Raw genomic sequence first — 24,080 nt, 5'->3', positions numbered from 1 at the left:
TCTCTTCGTCGTTACGGGTAGATCGGGCCAAGAGTCATTCCGCGGACAAGTCCACCAGGCCGAGTTCTTCGATGGCTCCGCCTGATTCGCCATCTGCCCGGCCCGCGGCGAGCACGTCGGCGGTCAGTTCGGTGACGGCTGCCGGATAACGTTCGACCAGCGTCGCCAGCGTCGACGGCTGCACCCGCCGGGTGTCATACCACCAGTCGACATGCAGCCCACCTGAGGAGCGATAGACCCGCATCTCTATGGCATGTCCGAGCCCAGGAACCTTGTCACGCACCGGCATTGCCGCGTCGAGGTCGAAATGGACCGGGCCCTGACCGGGGGGCAGGTCTGGGATCACCCCTTGGTTGGACATGAAGATGTCGGGCGTCGGGATGGCAGCAAGCTTCGCGGCCGACGGTGCGTAGAGATGACGCAGCACCCCGTACCCGATTCCGTGGTGGGGCACGCTCGCGAGGACCTCGCGCACATCGTCCAATATCTGCATCGCGCCGTCTTCACCGACGCACCTCAGCGGGATCGGATAGATGGCCGCGAACCCGCCGACGGTTCGGCGCGGGTCGATGTCGGGTTTGAAGACCGATCGGCCGTCCCCGGCCAGGCTTACCGCGACAATGCCGTCGCCGAGAGTCTGTGCGACCGTCCGACTCAACGCGGCAAGCAGAACTTCGTCGACGCCGCATTCGAACCGGCGGCGCAGGCGGTCGATATCCGTGATCTGCTCGACAGTCAGCGTCGACTGCAGTCGTGCGAGATCGGCAGTGCCGGGCTGATCGGCCATGCCATGCTCGGCAAGACGCAGGCTTGGCTTCCCCACGTTGTCGAACCAGTATCCGGCACTTTCGAGTACGGCAGGATGGGCTGTGAGCGCTGTGCAGCGCTGCGACCACTCTTGCCAGGTAGCGCTTACCGGGGGCAGAACGATGTCCTCGCCCGCGAACTGCTGCCCGAATGCCGTGAGCATGTCTGTCAACAGGATCTCGCGCGAGGTGCTGTCGACCATCAACTCCAGCACGGTGATACCGAGGTATCGCGCAGACCCCTGGGAGTCGACGATATAGGTGGCGCTCAGCGGTGGGCTCGACAAATCGCAACGCTGTATCTCGTCGGTGATGATGTCGAGTGCGGCCGAGCGCTCCTGCGCGCTTCCCGGTTCGATATCCGGCGGGAGCGCCCGTGAGCCGACCTCGACGGACTCGCGTGGCGGGGTGAATTGCTGGCCCCAGATGCCGCCGTGGTCAGCCATATTCACCCGCAGCGCGTCGTGATGATTGATGACGGCGGTCAACACGGAGGCGACATCGCCCACACCGACGTTGGCGTCGAGGCCCAACAGCAGTGGCACCCGCCAACGGCCGGCCTCACGCAACCCGTGCTCAAGGAAGTCCGCCGCGGTCGGCGGGACCGGTTGACGCAGCTCGTCGCCGGAGGGCGCGGTCGCCAACCCGCCCGTGGCGTACCGAGAGCCCAGTGCAGCGGCCAACGCCGACACCGTCGGATTGTCGTACAGGTCTTGCGGTGTGAGGTCCAGACCTTGGTTGCTCGCGCTCATTGCCACACCGATGGCGATGAGCGAATCGCCGCCGATCTCAAAGAAGTTGTCGGTCGGTGCGACGGAGTTGACGCCGAGGCACTCGGCGCAGATGCGGCGTAGCGTCGCCTCGATGTCCGACCGCCCCGTCTTGGTAGGGCTTGAGCCGTTGGTGACCGCGCCGGAATGTCCGTTGGCGCCGTTCACGCTGGTCGGCGTGGAAGCTTGCGTCCACGAGACGTTCTCATTCGGATCAACCCAATGCCGTTGCCTGGCGAAGGGATATCCCGGCAACGTGATCCGAGTCGGCCGATCCGCTGACAACGGCGTCCAATCGACCTCGAGCCCCGCCGCCCAGAGTTGTCCGATAGCGAGTAGGAAGGTGTCCCGATCAGACCTGTTCTGAACCTGGTGGCGCATGAGGCGAACCGCGCGGTGACTTGTCGACCACTTCGGATGCCGGATTGCCGAACCGGACAGGGCCGCACCAGGCCCGACCTCGACCACAATGCGGGTCGGGTCGTCAAGGATCAGATCGAGCTCGTCGGCGAATTTGACGGTGGACCGGATCTGACTCGCCCACATGGCGGGATCCGTTGCCTCGTCATCGGTCATCCATGATCCGGTGACGTTGGAGAGCATCGGGGTCAGCGGCCGGTGGAGAGTCAGTGTCGAGAGATAGCCGGCGAACTCCGGGATCACCGGATCCATCAGATACGAATGAAAGGCATGGGATGTCCGCACGCGGCGCGCGACGATGCCTTGCCGGCGAAGACGATTCTGGAAGTCGAGGATGTCTTGCTGTGACCCTGCGACAACACAGTTTCCGGGATCGTTGACAGCAGCAAGATCCAGGCCAGGGGAAAGATGCTCAGCGAGAGCTTCGGGGGCCATCGCCACGGCTGCCATCGCGCCCGGTGCCGACGCATGCATCAGGCGGGCGCGCCGCGCCACGACCTGGATTCCGGTGGGCAGATCGAACACGCCCGCCAAGGTCGCCGCGGCGTACTCCCCGATGCTGTGTCCGGCGTATGCGCCCGCTCGAACGCCGTAGGACTCGATCAGCTTTCCCAATGCGTATTCCACTGCGAACAGCGCGGGTTGGGCGCGGTCGGTACGTTCCAGATTCGAATCGGTCGCGCCGAAGAGTTCTGTGCGCAGATCGATGTCGAGCTCGTCACGGAAACCGTCCGCACATCGATCGAAACTCTCCGTGAAAACCCGCTCGGTTTCGTACAGACCGCGCGCCATTTCGGCGTGCTGGGCCCCTTGACCGGGAAACAGGAAGACGACCCTGTCGGTGTCCGGCCCGGCATTCTCGACCGACTCGCCGATGAACACGTTGTCGCTCTCCGGTGTCCGCAGCACATCGGCGGCATTCTGCTGATCGTGTACGACTGCGGCCAGCCGAACGTTCTCGGTCCGGCGGCCGGCAAGGGTGAACGCGACGTCCGCGATGTCCACTGCCGCATCGCGTTCCAGCTCGGCTGCCATCGCCGATCGGTAGTCGTCGAGCGCCTCGCTGGTTCGGGCCGACAGCCGCAGCACTTGAGGACCGGGCCGGTCCTGGGGCGCCGCCACCGGGGCCTCTTCTGGTGCTTCCGATGGGCCCTCTTCTAAGACAACGTGAACGTTTGTGCCACCGACTCCGAACGAGCTCACTCCGGCCCGGCGAATTCCGTCCCAGTCCCACGGTGCGTACCGGCTCTGGACGATGAACGGCCCCCGGTCAAGGTCCAGCGCAGGGTTGGGTTCCGTGAAATGCAGCGTGGCGGGGATGGCTCGGTGCTTCAAGCACAGAATGGTCTTGATCAGGCCGGCGATTCCGGAGGCCTCTGCCAGGTGACCGATGTTCGACTTGACCGAACCCACGGCGCACGGGCCGGGTCTGATTGAATCGGTGACGCTGAACGCCTTTCTCAAGGCGTCCATCTCGATGGGGTCACCGAGCGGCGTTCCGGTGCCGTGGGCCTCGACGTAACTGATGCTCGACGGGTCGACACCCGCCACCGCGTGCGCCTCGGCGATGACATCGGCCTGGGCAGCGCCGTTGGGCGCCGCATAGGTCATCTTCTTCGATCCGTCGTTGTTGATCGCCGATCCCCTGATGACAGCGTGGATCCGGTCCCCCTCCTCGACGGCTGCTTCCAACGGTTTGAGCACCAACGCGGCGACTCCACTGCCGAAGACCGTGCCGTCCGCTTTCGCGTCAAACGGCCGGCAATGCCCGAGCCCTGACACCATCGATCCTGGCTCGTGCCAGTAGCCGACGTGGTGCGGGATCCGGATCGACACGCCACCGGCGAGGGCAACTTCGCATTCACCGTTGAGAAGGCTCTGGCATGCCGAATGGATGGCGACCATCGATGACGAGCAGGCGGTTTGAACCGTGATGCTCGGCCCGCGCAGGTTGAACTGATGGGAGACGCGGGTGGCGAGATAGTCCTTGTCGTTCTGCAGGGACATGTTGATCAGGTCGAAGGTGGCGCCCTGTCCCAGGATCGCGTGCGGATCGTGGTGCGAGAGCAGGTTGTGCAGCATGTAGATGCTGCCGCCGCTGGTGGCGTAGACGCCGATCGCACCGCCGAAATTCATCGGGTCGCATCCGGCATCCTCCAGTGCGTGCCATGCGGTCTGCAGAAACAGCCGATGCTGCGGATCCATCATCCGCGCGACCTGCGGTGGGAATCCGAAGAACTCCGCGTCGAACTCGTCGATCCCGTCGAGGGTGGGCGCACGTCGGACGTAGGCCGGATCGGCGAGAGCCTCCTCGGTGATACCCGCCGCAGCCAGCCGCTCCTCCGACAACGTGACGATCGACTCCTCGCCACGGCGGAGGTTGTCCCAGAACGCCGAAATCGAGTCGGCTCCGGGGAACCGGGCGGCCATGCCGATGACCGCAATGGCGTTGGGCGGCAGCGTATCCGTTGACGAAGAGTTGTTCACGCTCGCTGTCCTCTCTTACGGCGATGTACGGCACCTTGGCGCGCGGCGGCCCGGCGATTGGCGTTCGATCGAACAGCGTCGACGGTCGCGTTGCCTTCCTCGGTGATTTCCAGCTGGCACATGACGTCCGCGGTGATGTCGTTCAGGCAGGCACCCTGCAGCAGGAGGGCCACCGGCGGTTCGACACCGAAGTCCGCCTGCGTCGTGTTCCGGATCCGCACCGCCATCAGGGAGTCCATCCCGAGTTCGATCAACGGCGTCGACGGGCTGAGGGCCGAACGGTCGACGTACCCCATGATGGTGGCGAGGCGCGTGCACAGTCGATCGCCGATGATGCGCTCGGCGTCAAGGGGTTCCAGGTCAGCAAGTCCCTCCATGCCTGCCCAGTCGTCCACGCTGCCGGACGGATCCTCCGGTTCGTCGACGGGCAGTAGCTCGTCCACGATGTGCAGCGACGCCCGGGTCCGATACGCGTCGGCCAACCGTGTCCAGTCGGCGGCCACAACGGTGGAGCGGACGGGCGCGTCTGCACCCATCACCGACCACAGTGCCTGGATGGCCACTTCATCGGGCATCGGTTCAAGGCCGGAATCGATCGTCACCCGCTGGTACTCGTCGGATTGACTGTCCGCCAACGATTTCCACCATCCCCAGTTCACGGTGCTGGCTGCCAATCCGGCTGCTCGCCGGGCATAGGCAAGGGCGTCCAGAAACGTCGTGGTGGCGGCGTAGTGACCGAGCCACCGTGACCCCAGCAGCCCGGAGATCGACGCGAAGAGAACAAAGTGGCGTACCGGCTGTTTCATCGACAGGGTGTGCAGCAACGTCGCCGCGTCGATCTTCGGCCGGAACATCATCTGCACGTCGGTGTCGGTCATGTCGGTGAGCGTCACCGGCCCACCGCCGAATGCCGCCAGATAGACGCCACCAAGGGGCGGAAGGTCCGCGCCGAACCGCTCGAACAGCGCCGTCATCGCGGTCGGATCGGCCGCATCGGCTGCCACCGTGATCAATTTGGTTCCGTCGGCGGACACCTTGGCGGCCAGTTCGTCGAGTCGCGAACCCGGATTCCGGGATACCGCGACAATCGTCCTGGCGCCCATATCGGCCAACTGCTGGACGAGATGGGGTCCGATGTTTCCGGTGGCGCCGATCACCAGTTGGCTGCTGTGCTCGTCGATCTCGGCGCGGCCCGTCGACACGGGGCTCCGCCTTTCCAGGCGCGGGACATGACGAATGCCGGCCCGATAGACGACCTGGTCATCTCCGTCGCCACCGTTGGCCTCGGCCAGTAGATAGCTTGCCGCGCGTTCGGCAGACACCGACTCGTCGACATCGATGACAGTTCCCCAGATTTCGGGATGTTCGAGCGCGAGTGTCCGGCCAAGGCCCCACAGCACCGCATGAGCGGGGTTGGCCCGATCCCCCTCCGAGATCGGCTGAGCGTTGCGGGTCAACAGATGCAACCGCACCGGCCCCGGCATGGCGACCAGAGATGCCGTCAGCATCCGGACCGCGTTGAAGAGCCGGAAGCCCGCAGCGGGGTCCAGGCTGCGCATCGGGACCTCCGGTGCGAACACCACATTCTGGACCCCGGTGAGCACATCGGACAATTCCGCACTGGCGTCGTCGAAGAGCACCGCGGAAGGCAGCACCGTGACGTGCGAGTCGTCGCCGAGCGTGGCACCGATCGCTGCGCCCACATCGCCATCGGAAACCACCAACCACGATGACTCCACGGTGGTGTCCAGGGCAGGGAGTCGACGAGCCGGCCAGGTAAGTGCGCACAACCACTCCGGTGGAATCACCCCGGCGATCGATTCCGGTGAATCCGACTGGCGCTCCACAGTTTCCCGGCTGCGCTCGGCGGACGCGTTGATCCAGTGGCTGGTGTGGTGCCACGGCGTGCTGGGAAGTACCGGATGCGGGCCGGGCGGGTGCGGCGTCGACGGGGCCTCGACGGCATGGGTCGCGTTGAGATTGGTATGGAAGCTGACCGTGTCGTCAGCATCACGCCGCAGCGTCCCCACGGTGTGGTGGTGGGCCTCGCCCAACGTCTCGGTGATCGCGTGGGTCAACACAGGATGCGGGCTGATCTCGACGAACGTCGTGTGTTTCTCGGCCGCGATGATGACCGCCTGGCTCAACCGAACCGGTCGACGCACATTGGCCACCCAATAGTCCGCGTCGAGGACCGGTGGCGACGCGGCACTGTCCACGACAGTCGACAGGAACGGGATCGCCGGCGTCCTGGGCGTCAGATCCTCCAGCTGAATGGCCAACTCCAGCAGGATCGGATCCATCAGCGCGTTGTGCGACGCCACCTCCATATTGACCCGACGGGCGAACCGGTCGCGCCGTTGCATCTCGGCGATCAGCGCGTCCACCTGCGCACGTGGCCCGGCGATCACCGTCTGGCGCGGCGAGAGATACCCGGCGAGGTCAACCCCCGGATAGTCACCGACCAACGCCCCCGTCGCGTCGGCATCGAGCTCCAAAAGAGCCACGGCACCTTGACCGGCCAGCACCGACATCAATTGCGACCGTGCCGAGATGACCCGCAGACCTTCGACGACGGTCAGTGCCCCGGCGACCACCGCCGCACTGACCTCCCCCATCGAATGCCCGATCACCGCATCCGGCTCGACCCCGTACGACCGCCACAACTCCGTGAGCGCCAACTGCAGACCCATGATCACCGGCTGTACCCACGCATCTCCGCTGACCGGCTGCCCCTTGGTGAGTACACGATGCAGTGAGAAGCCGACCTCGGTCGCGAATGTCGGTTCCAGCTCGGCGATCGCAGCGGCGAAAGCCGGTTCGTCGGTCAACAACTGGCGGCCCATGCCGGCCCACTGCGAACCCTGCCCCGAATACACGAACACCGTGCCCGATCCGCACACGCCTTCGTGCGGCCGTACCACCCCGTCGGCGGGCCGCCCGTCGGCCAACGCCCGCAGACCGTCGATGGCCTGAGCGCGGTCGCGAGCACAAACGGTGGCGAACTTGGGATGGCGCGCTCGGTGATGATTCAAGGTGTGCGCCACATCCGCCAACCCCACACCGGAGCCGTCGCCCTCCATCCACCCGGCCAGCTCACGCGCGGTCGACGCGATCCGCTCCGAATTCTTGCCCGAGACGACGAAGGTGCAGACCACCGGGTCAGGCTGGCGGACAACAGGTTCCGCCACGGGCGGCTGCTCGATGATCAGATGGGCATTGGTGCCACTGGCCCCGAACGAGGACACGCCGGCCCGACGAGGACGGCCGACCGTGGGCCACTCCATTGCCTGGGCGGCGATCGTGAAGCGAGACGCACCCTCGCCGGCATGTGGGGTCAACGTCTCGAAGTTGAGATGCCTGGGGATGTGGCCGTACCGCACGCTGAGCACCGTCTTGATGAAGCCCGCGATACCGGCAGCGGACTCCAGATGCCCCAGATTGGTCTTGACCGAGCCCAGCACCAACGGCGCCGAATCCCCCCGGTCCCCGAAAACCTCACTCAAAGCGTCGAGTTCGATCGGATCGCCCAACCCGGTGCCGGTGCCGTGGGCCTCGATGTAGTCGATGTCCGACGGTTGCAGTCTTGACGATGCCAACGCCTGACGCATCAACGCCTGCTGCGCCGGCCCATTGGGCACCGTCTGCCCACTACTGGCACCATCCTGGTTGACCGCAGAACCACGCACCGTCGCCAGCACCCGATCCCCATCACGCAGCGCGTCACTCACGCGCTTGAGCACCACTACGCCGCAACCCTCGCTGCGCACATACCCGTTGGCAGCGGCATCGAAGGTCTTGCACTGGCCGTCTGGCGACAGCATGCCGAACCGGGTGAGCGCGATGTTGGCTTCAGGTTTGAGCATCAGGTTGACTCCGGCGGCCAGTGCGGTGTCACTTTCCCGCCGACGCAAGCTCTGACAAGCAAGATGCACCGACACCAACGACGACGAGCAGGCCGTGTCAACCACCAGGGCCGGACCGCGCACACCCAGGAAATAGGACAACCGCCCGGCAGCGAAATTCGCCGCGTTCCCGAACGGGACATAGGCGTCGTAGTCTTCGGGCCGAAGCTTGTCGCTCAGGGTGAGCATGTAGTCATATGCGGTCATACCGACGAAGACGGAGGCCTGGGTGCCGCGGATGGTGTGCGGCGCGATACCGGCGTTCTCCAAGGCCTCCCAAGCCACTTCGAGCAACAACCGCTGCTGCGGATCCATCGCCGCCGCCTCCCGCGGCGCAATCCCAAAAAACTCCGCATCAAACTCATCAGGCCGCCACGACGTGATGAAACCACCATCCCGCGTACAAATCGTCCCCGGCACCGAATAATCCTCGGAATAAAACGCATCGGCATCCCACCGCTCCGGCGGAACCCGCACAATCCCACTACGCCCCTCCCGCAACAACCGCCAAAACTCATCGGCGCTGCTCACCCCGCCAGGCAACCGACAACCCATGCCCACCACCGCAATCGGCTCCGTCTCCCCCCTCTCCGCAATCTCCAGACGCGCGCTCAACTCATCGATCCTGTGCAATGCTTCAGCGATAATCGCCCGGCGATCAGACGGTGCAGCAGTCATAAGCTCAACCCACCTTTTCCGAGAGATCGGCCTCGATGAGGTCGTATGTGTCAAGAGACGTCTGCTCGGCGTCCCCGATTTCGGCGAGGTGTTCGGCGAGCTCCTCGACCGTGGGGTAGTCGAAAACAATGGTTTGCGGCAGGATCTCGCCAAGGGTTTCGGCGAGTGCGCGCTGAAGTATGACGCTCATCAGCGAGTCCATCCCGAGGTCGAAGAAGTCTGCGGACGGATTCAGCGCCTGGGGCGAGCCCAACCCCATCACTGCGGCGACCAACATGCCTACGTGATCGCGCAGTAGGGCGCGGCGCTGCTCGGGATCGCACATCCGCCACACATCTTTGATTTCGCCCGCGACTGCTGTATTTGTGTCGCAGGCGGTTTCGGGTTCGGCCAGGCCGGAGTCGTCGACATCGAGGATGCCGCCCCAGATGTCGGGATGCTCGAGGGCCAGCGCGCGACCCAGGCCCCACAGGACCGCGTGAGCCGGTGCCACTCGTTCATCATCAGAAGCTTCCGAGTGAGTCAGGATGAACAACCGCGGCGGGCATGCCATCGTTGCCATGGCTGCGGTGAGTCGCCTCGCTCCGCTGAACAAGCGGCAACCTGCCTCTGTGTCGAAGTCGGTCAACGAGACGTCCAGCGGGTAGCCCACATTGGCCACCTGTCCGAGGGCGTCCGCCAGTGCGGTTCTGCCGGTGTCGTCCGCCAGCACCGACGGTGACAGGACGGTGACGGCAGGTTGCTCGCCCAGAGCGCGTCCGAACTCCGCGGCGAGAATGTCGTCGGCGATCAACAGCCAGGAGCCGTCTCCCACGGCCTCTGCGGCACTCAATGGACGGGACAGGTCATCGTTCCCGCCACTGAGCGCATGGCCGAACCGCCGCGCCGGCACATTGATCCACAGGCTGGTGTGATGCCAGGGCGTTGCGGGCAGCACCGGGTGGGGTTCAGGGAGATGCGGGGTCTGCGGGGGGTAGATGGTGTGGGTGGCGTTGAGAGCGGTGTGGAATGCGTGGGTGTCGTGCGCGTCCCGCTGCAAGGTGGCCACACAGTGGTGATGGGTACCGGAAAGCGCATCGTCGATGGCGTGCGTCAGCATCGGGTGCGGGCTGATCTCGATGAAGGTGGCGTGGTCGTCGGCGGCAGCGGTGACAGCCTGGGTAAACCGCACGGGTTGGCGCAGATTTGCGACCCAGTGATCGGCGTCGAAAGTCGGTGCGGGCGTGCAGGTACGGTCGTATGTGGTGGTGATGATCGGAACCGCAGGCGGTTTGGGCGCCAGGCCGGCCAAGGCGGAGCGCAGCTCCGGCAAGATCGGGTCGATGGTGGGGTGGTGCGAGGCGACGTCAACGTCGATGCGTCGGGCCAATCGGCTCTGCCGGGCCACCACGCCGATCAGGGCGTCAATGTCGCCGGGAGGGCCGGCGATGACGGTTTGCCCCGGCGATGCATAAACCGCGAGCGTGACGGCGGGATATCCGGCGATCAGTTCGGCGGTGGATTCCGCATCCAGCTCGACCAACGCCATCGCACCTTGACCGGCCAACCGCGACATCAGCCGTGACCGGGTGGCGATCACCCGCAGTCCCTCGGCTGCGGTCAGGGCGCCGGCGACGACCGCGGCTCCGACCTCCCCCATCGAGTGCCCGATCACCGCATCCGGGATCACTCCGTACTCCCGCCACAGTTCGGTCAGCGCCAGCTGAAGTCCTGTGAGTACCGGCTGAATACGGTGAATGCCAACCGGGAGTTGCCCTTCGGCGAGTACACGATGCAGGGAGAAGCCGACCTCGGTGACGAATGTCGGTTCCAGCTCGGCAATCGCAGCGGCGAAAGCCGGTTCGTCAGTGAGCAATTGGCGGCCCATTCCGGCCCACTGCGAGCCCTGCCCCGAATACACGAACACCGTGCCCGGGCGACACGTTCCCTCATGGGCGCCAACCACGCCCACCGCTGCCTGGCCGTCGGCCAAGGCGCGCAGGCCGTCGATGGCCTGAGCGCGGTCGCGAGCGCATACGGTGGCGAACTTGGGGTATCTGGCTCGATGGTGGTTGAGCGTGTGGGCCACATCGGGCAAAGTCACCCCTGTGCCCGGTCCCGCCATCCAGTCTGCGAGCGAACCCGCCAGCGTCGCGATCCGCTCCGGCGTCTTGGCCGAGACCACCAGCGTGCTGACCGGCGGATCAGGTTCCCACATAAGTGGTTCCGGTGCGGGCGCCTGTTCAATCACCACATGGGCGTTGGTACCGCTGACGCCGAACGACGACACGCCGGCCCGGCGTGCCCGACTCACCGCGGGCCACTCCATCGCCTGGGCCGCGATGGCGAAGCGAGACGCACCCTCGCCGGCATGTGGGGTCAACGTCTTGAAGTTGAGATGCTTGGGGATGTGGCCGTGCCGCACGCTGAGCACGGTCTTGATGAACCCGGCGATACCGGCCCCGGATTCCAGGTGCCCCAGATTGGTCTTGACCGAGCCCAGCACCAACGGCGCCGAATCGCCCCGGTCGCCGAAAACCTCACTCAGAGCGTCGAGTTCGATCGGGTCGCCCAGCCCGGTGCCGGTGCCGTGGGCCTCGATGTAGTCGATGTCCGACGGTTGCAGCCGCGACGATGCCAACGCCTGACGCATCAACGCCTGCTGCGCCGGCCCGTTGGGCACCGTCTGCCCACTGCTGGCACCATCCTGATTGACCGCAGAACCACGGACCACGGCCAAGATGTGGTCGGCATCGTGCAGTGCATCGCTCAGGCGCTTGAGCACCACCACCCCGCAACCCTCGCTGCGCACATACCCGTTCGCGCCGGCATCGAAGGTCTTGCACTGGCCATCCGGCGACAGCATCCCGAACCGGGAGCAGGCAATGCTGTTCTCGGGGCTCAGTATCAGATTCACGCCGGCGGCCAGTGCGGTGTCACTTTCCCGCCGACGCAGGCTCTGGCAAGCCAGATGCACCGACACCAACGACGATGAGCAGGCCGTGTCGACGACGACGGCAGGACCGCGCACGCCGAGGAAGTAGGACAATCGCCCGGCAGCGAAATTCGCCGCGTTCCCGAACGGGACGTAGGCGTCGATGTCCTCTCGCCGCATTCGTCCGGCGAAGGTCAGGGAGTAATCGTTGGTGGTCATGCCGATGAAAACAGAGGCCTGGGTGCCGCGGATGGTGTGCGGGGCGATGCCGGCGTTCTCCAAGGCCTCCCAAGCGACTTCGAGCAACAACCGCTGCTGCGGATCCATCGCCGCCGCTTCCCGCGGCGCAATCCCGAAAAACTCCGCATCAAACTCATCAGGCCGCCACGACGTGATGAAACCACCATCCCGCGTACAAATCGTGCCCGGCACTGAATAGTCGTCGGAATAGAACGATTCGGCATCCCACCGCTCCGGCGGAACGCGGACGATTCCACTACGCCCGTCCTGCAACAACCGCCAGTACTCATCGGCACTGTTCACCCCGCCGGGCAACCGACAACCCATGCCCACCACAGCAATCGGCTCGGTCTCCCCCTTCTCGGCAATCTCCAGACGCGCGCTCAACTCATCGATCTTGTGCAGTGCTTCAGTGATGATCGCCCGGCGATCAGAGGGTGCAGCAGTCATCAGGCTCAGCTCAGCCTTTCCGACAGTTGTTGCAAGAGTTCGGCTTCCGTGAAGTCGTCGTACTCGTCGACTTCTTCGTCTTCGGAAGCCTCGATCAGTTCTGGGAGGATGGTGGCCAGATATTCGGTGAGCGCGTCTGCCGTGGGATAGTCGAACACCACGGAAGCCGGCATCGGCTGACCGAGGCTCTCGGACAAGGCGCGTTGAAGCGTCACGCTCATCAGCGAGTCCATCCCGAACTGGAAGAAACCCGCCGAGGTATCCAGCAATTGCGGTGAGGCCAGCCCCATCACCTTGGAAACCAGCTCACATACGTGCTCAGCGAGCAGACCATGGCGTCCGGCGAGTTCGCAAACGCCTAACCTCTGCCGGAATTCGGTCTTGGGCAACGATGATGGGCTGCCCGCGGCGTCGACCTCGTCGGTGTTGTCGGTGGGCAGTAAGTCGTCGACGATATGCAGCGCGGTGCGGGTGCGGTAGGCGGCGGCCAGACCGGCCCAGTCGGCAGCCACCACGGTGGAGCGGACCGGCGCGTTCGGTCCAGCCACCGACCACAGTGCTTGGATGGCGACCTCATCGGGCATCGGTTCGAGTCCGGAACCTAGCGTGACCTGGCGCTCGTCTTCGCTTTGGTTGTCCGCCAGAGATTTCCACAGACCCCAGTTGACGGTCGTCGCCGGCAGACCGGCCGCACGTCGTGCGTAGGCGAAGGTGTCCAGGAATGTGGTGGTGGCGGTGTAGTGCGCGAGCCACCGTGAGCCCAGCAGCCCGGAGATCGACGAGAACAACACGAACTGACGCAGAGTCGACGTCAACGACAGCTTGTGCAGTACCAGGGCAGCATTCAGCTTCGGCGTGAACATGGACGCCACGTCGTCATCGGTCATGTCCGCCAGCGTGATCGGGCCGCCGCCGAATGCCGCGAGGTAGATTCCACCGAGCGGAGGCAGATCAGCGCCGAAGCGGCCGAACAACTCCGTCATGGACGCTTCGTCGGACGCGTCCGCGGCCACTGTCACCAACGTCGTGGATTGGTCCGCAAGCGACTTGGTCAATTCCTGCAGTCGGGATCCGGGATTCCGCGAGACCGCGACGATGGTCGCGGCGCCCATATCGGCGAGCTGCTGGATCAGGTAAGGGCCGATGTTGCCTGTTGCGCCGACAACCAGATAGCAGGTCTGCGGGTCCAGTTCATCCGCCGACGCAGCCGGTGGTGTTGTCGGTTGTAGCCGGGCAACGCGCCGAACGCCGGCGCGGTACACGATCTGGTCCTCTCCGGCATCGCTATGAGCTTCGGCGACCAGGTAGCGGGCAACCAGCTGCGTGGGTACCGACTCGTCGACGTCGATCACCGCACCCCAGATCTCGGGGTGTTCCAGAGCAATTGTCCGGCCCAGGCCCCAGAGCGTGGCGTGCCCCGGATTCGCGCGGTCCCCCTCGCCGAGCGGCTGGGCATTCCTCGTGAGCATGAACAGCTTTGCCGGCGAGGCCATCCCGGCCAGCACGACACTCAGCCGTCTGGCGGTGTTGAACAGCCGATATCCCGCTCCGTCATCGAACGGGTCGACCGCGTCGGGTGCGTAGAGCACATAGTCCACGCCGGTCAGCGCATCCGTGACGGTGGCCTCGTCGGCGTTCTCGGCCACGGCCGTGACCTGAGCGCCCACCCCCTCCAGAAGCCGGATCTGCGCACCCAGTGCGTCGTCGCCGACGACCAGCCAGGAACTTCTCAAGCCGGCCGGTTCGGCCGCGAGCTCCTGGGCCGGCCAGCGCAGTTCGCAGTACCATTCGGCCGGGATTTCGCCGGCCGAAGATGCCGGCGAAACATCGCACCTGCCAACGTTTTCTGCGCGACGTGCCAGCGGTGCGAGGGCTACCCAGTGCCGGGTGTGCACCCACGGTGTGGTCGGTAGCTCGGGGTGCGGACCCGGTGGGTGTGCGGTGTTCGGGGGTTGGGCGGTGTGTGTCCTGTTCAGGTTGGTGTGAAAACTCACCGCGTCGTCGCCCTCGCGCCACAGTGTGCCGACGCTGTGGTGATGGCTGTCCCCCAGCGTTTCGGTGATCGCGCCGGCCAGCACAGGATGCGGACTGATCTCGACGAATGTCGTGTGCTCAGCCGCGGCGGCGGTGACGGCATCTTTCAACCGCACCGGTTGACGGACGTTGGCGGCCCAGTAGTCAGCGTCGAGCAGAGCAGTTGTGGCGCCATTGTCCACCGTGGACAGGAACGGTATCGCCGGGCTTGACGGCCTCAAATCGGCTAGCGCAGCGCGCAACTCGGGCAGGATCGGATCCATCAGCACGTTGTGCGACGCCACCTCCATGTTGACCCGACGGGCGAAGCGGCTCTGCTGCTGGACCGCGGCGATAAGGGCATCGACATGCGCGGGCGGGCCCGCCACGACCGTCTGGCGCGGTGACAGGAATCCGGCGAGGTCAACTCCCGGGTAGTCGGCGGCCATCGCCGCGGCCCGCTCTGCGTCCAGCGTGAGCAGCGCGACGGCGCCCTGACCGGCCAGCCGTGACATCAACCGGGAGCGGACAGAGATCACCCGCAGACCCTCGTCGACGGTCAGTGCCCCGGCGACCACCGCCGCACTGACCTCCCCCATCGAATGCCCGATCACCGCATCCGGCTCAACCCCGTACGACCGCCACAACTCCGTGAGCGCCAGCTGCAGACCCATGATGACGGGCTGTACCCGGGCATCGCCGCACACCGGATCACCGCCGGCCAGGGCGGCCCGGAGCGAGAAGCCGATCCGCTCGACGAACAGCGGCTCGAGGTCGGCCACTGCCGCAGCGAACGCCGGTTCGTCGGTCAACAACTGGCGACCCATACCGGCCCACTGCGAGCCCTGCCCCGAATACACGAAGACCGTGCCCGACCCGCACACGCCTTCGTGCGGGCCGACCAGCCCGTCTGCAGGCAGACCGTCGGCCAACGCCTGCAAGCCGGCGATGGCCTGAGCACGATCACGGGCACATACGGTGGCGAAAGTGGAATGTCGGGCACGGTGGTGATTCAAGGTGTGCGCCACGTCGGCCAAACCCACACCGGAGCCGGCACCGGACATCCAGTCGGACAACACCGCGGCTGTCAATGCGATCCGATCCGCGTTTTTCCCCGAGACCACCAGGGTGCTCACCGCCGAGTCTTGTGGCGGGGCGACGGCAGCGGGTTCAGGTACCTGTTCGATCACCACGTGAGCGTTCGTCCCGCCGAAACCGAACGACGACACGCCGGCCCGCCGGGAACGCCCCGTGGACGGCCAGTCCGAGTTGTCGGCCACGACTTTCAATCGCAGCTCATCGAACGGGATGTGCGGATTCGGCGTCTGATAGCCGAGGTTCGCCGGAATCTGTGCCCGCTGCACGGCCAAGACCGCTTTCATGAACCCCGCGATGCCCGCCGCGGCCTCCAGGTGGCCCAGGTTGGACTTGACGGCGCCGACCAACAGCGGCGACTGCTCGGGGCGTCCACGCCCCAGTGTGGTCCCCAGCGCGCGAGCCTCTATCGGGTCACCGAGGAACGTTCCGGTCCCGTGGGCTTCCACATAGTCCACCTCGTGCGGCTGAACTCCCGCGTTCGCATACGCCGCCCGCAACACGGCCATCTGCGCGGCCGGGTTGGGTGCCATCAGTCCGTTCGATCGGCCGTCCTGGTTGATCGCCGAACCCCGCACCACCGCCAGGATCCGATCATGGTCGCGCAGTGCATCATTGAGTCGCTTGAGTACCACCACGCCGCAACCCTCGCCCCGCACGAACCCGTCCGCACCGGCGTCGAATGCGTGGCAGCGTCCGGTGGGCGACAGCGCACCGGCCTGGTCGAATCCGTGGAAAACCGCGGGTGACAACAGCATGTTCACGCCGGCTGCCAGCGCCATGTCGGAATCCCGCATGCGCAGGCTCTGACACGCGAGATGAATCGCCACCAACGACGACGAACAGGCCGTGTCCACGGTCACCGACGGACCGCGCAGATCCAGGAAATACGACAGCCGGTTCGCGATGATGCTCAGCGCACCACCGGTGTTACTCCACGCATCGACGGCAGGAAGATCTGTAGAGGCCAGGTAGCCGTACTCCGTGGAGCAGGCGCCGGTGAAAACCCCGGTTTGCGACCGTCGCAGTGAATTCGGCGGAATCCCAGCGTGTTCGAGCGCCTCCCAGGCCACTTCCAGCAGCAGCCGCTGCTGCGGGTCCATCTTTGCGGCTTCCCGAAGCGAGATCTCGAAGAACTCGGCATCGAAGCCGTCGATGTCGCTGAGGAACGAACCCCATCGCGTCGTGCGGGCGAGCGCAGCGGCCACCTCGGGCGAGTTGTCATCGAACGGCGACCAGCGATCGACAGGAACTTCACCGACCGCGCAGTGGCCATCCCACAGGAACTGCCAGAGCGCCTCAGGCCCCGAGATGCCACCGGGGAAACGGCATCCCAGACCGATCACCGCGACCGGCTCGTCGATCGAACCTCGATCCGTCGAGGACCCCAGATCGGCACCGCAGTCCGCGGCCGCCGTGGTGAGGAACTCCACCAGAGCGTTGATCGTCGGGTGCTGCCAGAAATCGACCGGTGAGATTGGTCGGCCGAGCAGCTCACCAAGCTCACCCGACAAGACCACCGCATCCCGCGAACCGACCCCGAGATCGTTGAGCGACAGATCGAAATCGATCTCCTCGGGATTGCAGCCGATATTGGCGATCAGATAATCGACCAACCAGTTTCTGAGCCCCGCGCCATCAGGAACGGCTGAATTCATATTTTCTTTCCCACCGCTCGAATTCATCCTGCCGGTACAGATCGGAGCATGTAGAGCGCCGGACCTTACCGCTGGTAGTGATCGGTATGGAGCCAGGAGCGACGAAGACAAGATCAGCGACGCGCAGCCGATGGATATTTGATACCGCAGAAACGATTTCCCGCTTTAGCGAGCGGAGTTTCTGGATATGCTCGTCATCGGATTCACCGCGGCGTTTGACTTCTACGATCACCACCAGCTGTTCAGTCCGATCCTTCTGCACCGATATCGCCGCGGTCCTGCCGTTGCTGATCTCCAGGATCGTCGCCTCGATATCGTCGGGATAGTGATTGGAACCGTCGACGATCAGCAGGTCCTTGATCCGACCGATGATGTACAGCTCGCCATCGGAAATGACGCCCAGGTCCCCGGTTTTCAGCCATGGGCCATCTGGGGTGCCGGCTGAGGGGTTCACGAGTCGTCCACCGAAAACCCGTTGGGTTTCTTCGGGCTTGTGCCAGTACCCGGTAGCGACGTTGTCCCCGTGTACCCAGATTTCGCCGACCTGCCCCGCCGGATTCTCCGTTCTGGCCTCGGGATCAACGATCCGCAATGTGGTAGAGCGGGCGGTTCCGTGCCCCATCAGCTCGGTGCTGCCGACGGCCTCCTCCTCGCATCGCCTGGCATGACCACTTGAGAGCTTTTCGTAATCGAACGGGGTGATGGAGGGTGACGCGCCGCGGTCGGAAGTCGCGACATAAACGGTCGCCTCGGCCAGACCGTAAGACGGCCGGACTACCGAGCCCTTCAGGCCGAAGCGCGCGAATCGCTCGGTGAAGCGTTTGATCGTCGCGGCGTGGACGCGTTCGCTTCCGCTGCAGATCGCCCGCACATCACCGAGGTCCAGGCCGTCGATATCGGCGTCGGAAGTTCTGCGGGCAGAAAGTTCAAAAGCAAAGTTCGGCGCGGCCGAAAAAGCCCCCTTGTTGGTAGCCAACATTTGGATCCAGCGCGCGGGCCGCTGCAAGAATGACATCGGACTCATCAAAACCGCACTGCGGTCGGAGACCAGCGGCGAACAGATTCCCTTGATCAACCCCATGTCGTGATAGAAGGGCAACCAGGACACGAATACCGTTTCAGCCGGCATTTCCTGCCCGAAGTAGTCGTGTAGCGCCTGTTCGACGTTCACTATTACGTTCCGGTGCGTGACAATCACGCCGGCAGGCGTGCGGGTCGAGCCCGACGTGTATTGCAGGTACGCAATTCGTGGAGTGTGAGACGGAACCCGAGTCGGCTCCCGGGGCGATTCGAGGTCCAGCGCGTCGATCTCGACAATGACCGGTGCGGGGGCGCCGCCTTCACTTCGTGCATACGGAGCGACACCGCCGACCTCCGCCGACGTCGTCAGGATGACCGACGGCGCACAGTCTCGTAGTACCGAGGACGCCCGTTCGTCGTGAACGCCGAACTGCGGTACCGAGAGCGGGACGGCGATGAAGCCGGCCTGCATGGCGCCAAGGAACGCGACGATGTACTCAAGCCCTTGCGGCGCAAGGATTGCGGCCCGGTCTCCGCTCGCCCCGCACATCCTCAGCTCATCGGCGACAGCGCAGGATCTGCGGTGGATTTCCGCCCATGTGAGGTGTTCAGCAAACCCATTCGGGTCTATCGAATAGTCGACGAACGTGTACGCGGTGCTGTCAGGTCGCTGATTCGCTCGCTCCTGAAGCAGCGCCGGCAGAGAAAGTCCCACCATGAGCGGTTCCCTTCATTAGCTCCGGTTCATGTTTTCAGCGCGACGTTCCATGCGCACGAGTAGTGCACTACCTGTTCGCTGGATGATGCTCGTTGCGGTCAGATTCGGTCTTCTCAAGATCAGGCTCTGGTTAGCCCCCGCAGGCCGGCTCCCGACCACTTGTGGCGGCGGAAACCACGCCCTGTATCGCACTCAGACCCGCACTGGCCTGCGTGGACAGCCCCCGGCTGCGTGTATGGCGAAAATTTACGCCAGCTGTTGCCCAGTGTCAGCAACTTTCGGCACTTGCGTCTCGACTTGGCAGTGTTTGTTTGCAGTCGCAAGGTAGCTGGCAGCCGATCATGATGAGTACACCCAGCCAGAGACGCGGCGGGCGCAACGGCACCGGCGTAATTTGCTGCGGATACCGCAGCAGGCGCTACAACCGATGGAGTGCGAGGTTCGCTACCATGACCGGAGAACGAAACTCTCTGATCCCCAACGCATATCGTTTCGGTGAAGCTACGGTAACGACGCCCCGTGGCTGTACCGGCGCCGGCCGCCACCGCGCGGATCCCACGAGCCGACAACGGATTCCGTTCCCCGTCGGCGTTGTTTTGACATCAGACGTGGTCAGTTGATTCCGGCAACGAATTCCGAAGGACGCGCGACCCGTGCGCAGAACTAGATCAAGTCGATAGTCTGGCTATCGGAAATGCGTTGGCATATTCGGCGATTGCCCCACCCAATCAGTTCTCATCCACGATGATTGACCGCGATGATCCACTTCGGATCCGGGTGGTGGGAGCAACTAATGGGCGTCGTGGTGCTCTACATCTTCCCGCATGCCGGGGGGTCTGCCCGCTCCTACATACCGTTCGCCCGAGCGTTTTCCACCGACGTGAAGCGAATCGCGGTCCAGTACCCGGGCCATCCCGAACGACACGACGTACCCGAGATCAGCAGCGTCGCTGCGCTCGCCGAAGATGTGTACAAGATGCTGGCCCCGGCAAATCCGCCCGACCGTCCGGTGGCATTCTTCGGCCACAGTATGGGCGGGCTGATCGCATTCGAGGTCGCCCGCCGGTTCGAGGCGGCGGGGAATCAGATCGCTGCGCTGTTCCTGTCGGCATCACCGGCGCCGGGCCACGGTGGTTATGAACAGCTGCACCAGGGCTCCGACGGTGAGCTCTTGAAGATGGTCGCCGACATGACGGGCACGGACTCCGACTTCCTCGGCGACCGATTCGGTTCGACGATTCTGCGGACGCTGCGGAACTACGGCGCCATCACAGAGTACGACTGTCCCCCGGGGACAACGGTTTCCTGCCCCATCTACGCCTACGCCGCCGCGGACGACACGGCGGTCAGTTACGACAGTGTGGCGCAGTGGTCGAACTTCACGACGTCCGAATTCGCGATCCGCGTCCTTCCCGGCGATCACTTCTACGTCACGAGCGACGTGGCTGAACTGGTCGGTGATATCGAACGCCGGATCGCCCAGCACGAAGGTGGCCGATGACATCCCTGAAATCGCAAGTCGTATTCGTAACCGGTGCCGCCTGCGGGATCGGGGCCGCGGTCGCCCGGCTGCTCCACGCAAAGGGGGCCAGGCTTGTCCTGACCGATGTGGACGACGTGTCGTTGACCGCGTTGGCCGCCGAACTCGGGGGCGACGCAACAGCATTGGCAGTGACCGCGGATGTCCGCGATCTGCCGGCGATGCAGCGGGCCGCCGATAAGGCGATCGAGTGCTTCGGCGGCATCGACGTCGTCGTGGCCAACGCCGGCATCGCCAGCTACGGGTCGGTGCTGGCAGTCGATCCCGATGCTTTCAAGCGGGTGATCGAGGTCAACGTGGTCGGCGCGTTCAACACCGTGCGCGCCACACTGCCGTCGGTGATCGAGCGTCGCGGCTATGTGCTGATCGTCTCGTCGCTGGCGGCCTTCGCCGCCGCCCCCGGGATGGCTTCGTACGACGCGTCGAAGGCCGGCGTCGAGCACCTCGCCAATGCGCTGCGGCTCGAAGTCGCCTACCGCGGCGTCGATGTCGGTTCCGCCCACATGTCCTGGATCGACACGGCGCTCATCCGCGACACCAAGGATGACTTACCGGTGTTCCGGGAGATGCTGGCCACCGGGCCCCTCAAGAAGACCACGTCGGTGGCCGAGTGTGCCGAGGCGTTCGTGAAGGGCATCGAAGGACGTAAGGACCGGATCTACTGCCCGGGCTGGGTCGGTCTGTTCCGCTGGCTCAAGCCGCTGCTGACCAGCCGGATAGGTGAGACCGCGATGCGCAAATCCGCCGAGGACCTGCTTCCCAGAATGGATGCCGAAGTCACCGCGCTCGGCCGCTCCACGAGTGCACGCACCGAGGCGATCGACAAACGGTGAGGCTCGTCGGCATCACGGCCGGAGGGCCGAAAGCTGCCGGCTCAGATGATCAGCCACGCCGGCGTCACTCGTCAGTGCGATCGCCCTCTGATAGGCCTCGGCCGCCTGATCGACCCGGCCGGCGGCGGCCAACAGGTGTGCGCGGGTGACCCATGCCGGCTGGAAGCGATCGATCGACCGGTTCGAGATCCCGTCCAGCGCGTTCAATCCCGCTTCGGGTCCGTCGACCTCGCCGTCGAGGGCGGCGAGCGCCACCGCTGCGCCCAGGGACGGCGCCACGCGCAGCAGCGCGCGGTGCAACTTGCGCAGCGCGGGCCGATCAACCGGTCTGACGCAGTGCGCCGAGGAGATCGCCGCCTCGTACTGGAACCGGCCGGGCCGGCCGAATGCATGTGCGCGTCGAAGTAATCGCTCACCCCGATCGATCAGATCGCCATCCCAGTAGTTCGTGTCCTGTTCGTCGAGCGGAATGAACGTGCTGTCGAGGGCCCGCCGCGCGGGACGGCGCCCCTCGCAGAGGCAGAGCAGCGCAGCCAAACCCAGCACTTCGGGCTCGTCCGGCAGCAGGTCCGCCAGGATCAGCGCCAGCCGCAGCGCCTCGCCCGACAGCGATTCGATCGCCGTACCCGCAGGCAGCAGTTGCCAGTCGATGGCATACGCGCCGTAGATCGCCTCCGTCACAGCCGGTAGCCGCTCAGCCAGATCGGCCCGTTCCGGGACGACGAACGGGATGCCCGCGTCGCGGATACGTTTTTTCGCCCGCACCAGGCGCTGCGCCATGGTGGCGGGGGCGACGACGAACGCCGCGGCGATATCACTTGCGTTCACCCCGAGGACGGCCTGCAGCATCAACGGGGTACGGATGTCTGCGGCGATCGCGGGATGCGCGCACACCAGCATGAGTTCCAGCCGTCGGTCCGGTAGGTCGCTCGGGTCGACGGAGAATGCGTCTTCGTCGTAGTCGACCGGCAGCGGGTCGGTGAGCCGATACGCCGAGGACTTCCACAGATCTCGCAGCCGGTTGCGGGCAACGGTGAGGATCCACGCCTCGGCATTGTCGGGCACACCGTCTCGTGGCCAGCGTTGCAACGCGCGTTCCAATGCGTCGGCCAACGCATCCTCGGCCGCGGCGATATCGCGGCCCGGCGCCGCGAGTATCGCCAGCAGCCGCCCGTAGGACTCCCGGGTGATCTGTGCGATCCGGTCGGCGGCGGTCAGGGTGCGTACCAGCCATGGCCGCTGCGATACGTCACCGCGACAGGGCGGATCTCAACCGAACCCCACTGCGCGGCGGGGCAGCGCTTGGCCCACGCGAGCGCGGCATCAAGGTCGGGCACGTCGAGGACGAACACGCCGCCCAGCCGCTCCTTGGTGTCGGCGAACGGCCCGTCCTGGATCTCCGGGTTACCGGTGCGCGCACTGTAAGTGGTTGTCGCCGATGCTGATTGGAGCACATGGGTGGCGATGAGCACGCCCGCCTCGTCGAGATCGTTGGCATATTGGTCGAACGCGGCCCGCCCGGCCGCCATGTCTTCGTCCGTCAGGCCGGCGTCCGGGCCTTCCTGGTAGTGCATGAGCAGGCAGTACTGCATGGTGTCCTCCCGGTGGTCGATGACAGCTTGTCACCGTGATGACGATTCCGGCTCCACTCGATCGACAGTTCCCGGCACGGATTCCGCGGCTTTCCCCCTGAACGCACCGAGCGTCATGATCACCAGCGCGAACCAGATGAGCGAGAACCCGATCCAGCGTCCGACCGGCATCGGTTCATGCCCGATGAAGACTCCCCAGGCCATCTGCAACGCCGGGTTCAGGTAGAACAACAGGCCGAGTGTCACCATCGGAAGCCGCTGCGCGGCCGTGGCGAACAACAGCAATGGGATCGCGGTGACCGGTCCGGCCAGCAGCAACAGCACTGTGTGCCAGGTGCCGTGGTTGAGGAAGTGTCCGCGCCCGAGTAGCTCCAGTGTGATGAGGTAACCCGCGGCCACCGGCAACGCAAGCAGTGTCTCGACAGCGACGCTCACCCGGGGGTCGGCCTGGACCACCTTCTTGATCAGACCGTAGACGCCGAAGGACAGCGCCAGCACCACCGCGATATAGGGCGGCGCACCCACCTCGGCAGTGAGTATCGCCACTGCCACCACGGCGATTGTCAGGGCTACCGCCTGCCAGCGGTTGATGCGTTCCCGAAACACCACGATCCCGAGCGCCACGCTGACCAGCGGGTTGATGAAGTATCCAAGGGCTGCGTCGACGACGTGTCCGGTGGTTACGGCGTAGATATAGGTGCCCCAGTTGATTGAGATCAGCGCCGCCGCGGCCAGCAACTGCAGCCAGGCCCGTAGCGTCAGCCTCCGCAGGTCACCGAGGCGGCGCGCCACTGCGAGTACAAGCAGCAGGAACACCGCGCTCCACACGATGCGGTGCGCCAATATCTCGAGGGCACCCGCGGGCAGAAGCAGCAGGAAGAACCCCGGGCAGAGCCCCCACCAGATGTAGGCGCCAGCGCCGTACAGCACTCCGGACCGGG

At 65.1% G+C, this 24,080-nt stretch carries 10 protein-coding genes; 2 read left to right on the top strand and 8 right to left on the bottom strand.

Going from position 1 to position 24,080, the window contains the following annotated elements; genetic code table 11:
- Nucleotides 1-34: 34 nt before the first annotated feature.
- The 5 genes from ABQF30_RS09935 to ABQF30_RS09915 are packed head-to-tail and all read right to left on the bottom strand — an operon-like array spanning nt 35 to nt 19,174.
- Complete coding sequence (locus ABQF30_RS09935) at nt 35-4,483, bottom strand: beta-ketoacyl synthase N-terminal-like domain-containing protein (RefSeq protein WP_448462812.1); 4,449 nt, start codon at nt 4,481-4,483, stop codon at nt 35-37.
- Entirely contained in the window at nt 4,480-9,066 is a 4,587-nt protein-coding gene (locus tag ABQF30_RS09930) for a type I polyketide synthase (RefSeq protein ID WP_448462810.1), read from the bottom strand. The genes ABQF30_RS09935 and ABQF30_RS09930 overlap by 4 nt, the downstream gene beginning before the upstream one ends.
- Before the next feature lie 4 nt (nt 9,067-9,070).
- Nucleotides 9,071-12,670: a type I polyketide synthase gene (locus tag ABQF30_RS09925; protein WP_448462808.1), complete on the bottom strand. Its 3,600-nt coding sequence runs from the start codon at nt 12,668-12,670 to the stop codon at nt 9,071-9,073.
- 5 nt (nt 12,671-12,675) lie between these two features.
- Entirely contained in the window at nt 12,676-17,436 is a 4,761-nt protein-coding gene (locus tag ABQF30_RS09920; protein ID WP_448462806.1) for an SDR family NAD(P)-dependent oxidoreductase, read from the bottom strand.
- Nucleotides 17,417-19,174, bottom strand: a complete 1,758-nt coding sequence (locus ABQF30_RS09915; protein ID WP_448462804.1) for an AMP-binding protein — start codon at nt 19,172-19,174, stop codon at nt 17,417-17,419. Before ABQF30_RS09915 ends, ABQF30_RS09920 begins: the two co-directional genes overlap by 20 nt.
- A 757-nt stretch (nt 19,175-19,931) precedes the next feature.
- Here ABQF30_RS09915 and ABQF30_RS09910 point away from each other — a divergent pair.
- Together ABQF30_RS09910 and ABQF30_RS09905 are read left to right on the top strand one after the other, a co-directional pair.
- On the top strand, nt 19,932-20,675 hold the full coding sequence (locus ABQF30_RS09910) for a thioesterase II family protein (protein WP_448462802.1): 744 nt from the start codon (nt 19,932-19,934) through the stop codon (nt 20,673-20,675).
- Nucleotides 20,672-21,547, top strand: a complete 876-nt coding sequence (locus tag ABQF30_RS09905; RefSeq protein WP_448462800.1) for an SDR family oxidoreductase — start codon at nt 20,672-20,674, stop codon at nt 21,545-21,547. Before ABQF30_RS09910 ends, ABQF30_RS09905 begins: the two co-directional genes overlap by 4 nt.
- A gap of 12 nt (nt 21,548-21,559) precedes the next feature.
- Here ABQF30_RS09905 and ABQF30_RS09900 read toward each other — a convergent pair whose 3' ends face one another.
- Genes ABQF30_RS09900 through rarD form a run of 3 tightly spaced genes read right to left on the bottom strand, consistent with a single transcriptional unit; the run spans nt 21,560 to nt 24,069 of the window.
- Nucleotides 21,560-22,714, bottom strand: a complete 1,155-nt coding sequence (locus ABQF30_RS09900) for an RNA polymerase sigma factor (protein WP_448463582.1) — start codon at nt 22,712-22,714, stop codon at nt 21,560-21,562.
- Nucleotides 22,715-22,761: 47 nt separating this feature from the next.
- Nucleotides 22,762-23,139: a YciI family protein gene (locus ABQF30_RS09895; protein WP_448462799.1), complete on the bottom strand. Its 378-nt coding sequence runs from the start codon at nt 23,137-23,139 to the stop codon at nt 22,762-22,764.
- 30 nt (nt 23,140-23,169) lie between these two features.
- Nucleotides 23,170-24,069, bottom strand: coding sequence for an EamA family transporter RarD (gene rarD / locus ABQF30_RS09890; protein ID WP_448463580.1), 900 nt, complete (start codon nt 24,067-24,069; stop codon nt 23,170-23,172).
- Nucleotides 24,070-24,080: the final 11 nt, after the last annotated feature.

This window comes from Mycolicibacterium sp. XJ870, assembly GCF_053483975.1.
This window is presented reverse-complemented; position numbering and strand designations above follow the sequence as displayed.

Bases quoted from the DNA above. Each gene is read 5' to 3' on its own strand.
- ABQF30_RS09925 (WP_448462808.1), bottom strand. From the start codon at position 12,670: ATGACTGCTGCACCCTCTGATCGCCGGGCGATCATCACTGAAGCACTG.
- ABQF30_RS09930 (WP_448462810.1), bottom strand. From the start codon at position 9,066: ATGACTGCTGCACCGTCTGATCGCCGGGCGATTATCGCTGAAGCATTG.
- ABQF30_RS09920 (WP_448462806.1), bottom strand. From the start codon at position 17,436: ATGAATTCAGCCGTTCCTGATGGCGCGGGGCTCAGAAACTGGTTGGTC.
- ABQF30_RS09905 (WP_448462800.1), top strand. From the start codon at position 20,672: ATGACATCCCTGAAATCGCAAGTCGTATTCGTAACCGGTGCCGCCTGC.
- ABQF30_RS09915 (WP_448462804.1), bottom strand. From the start codon at position 19,174: ATGGTGGGACTTTCTCTGCCGGCGCTGCTTCAGGAGCGAGCGAATCAG.
- ABQF30_RS09895 (WP_448462799.1), bottom strand. From the start codon at position 23,139: ATGCAGTACTGCCTGCTCATGCACTACCAGGAAGGCCCGGACGCCGGC.
- ABQF30_RS09910 (WP_448462802.1), top strand. From the start codon at position 19,932: ATGATCCACTTCGGATCCGGGTGGTGGGAGCAACTAATGGGCGTCGTG.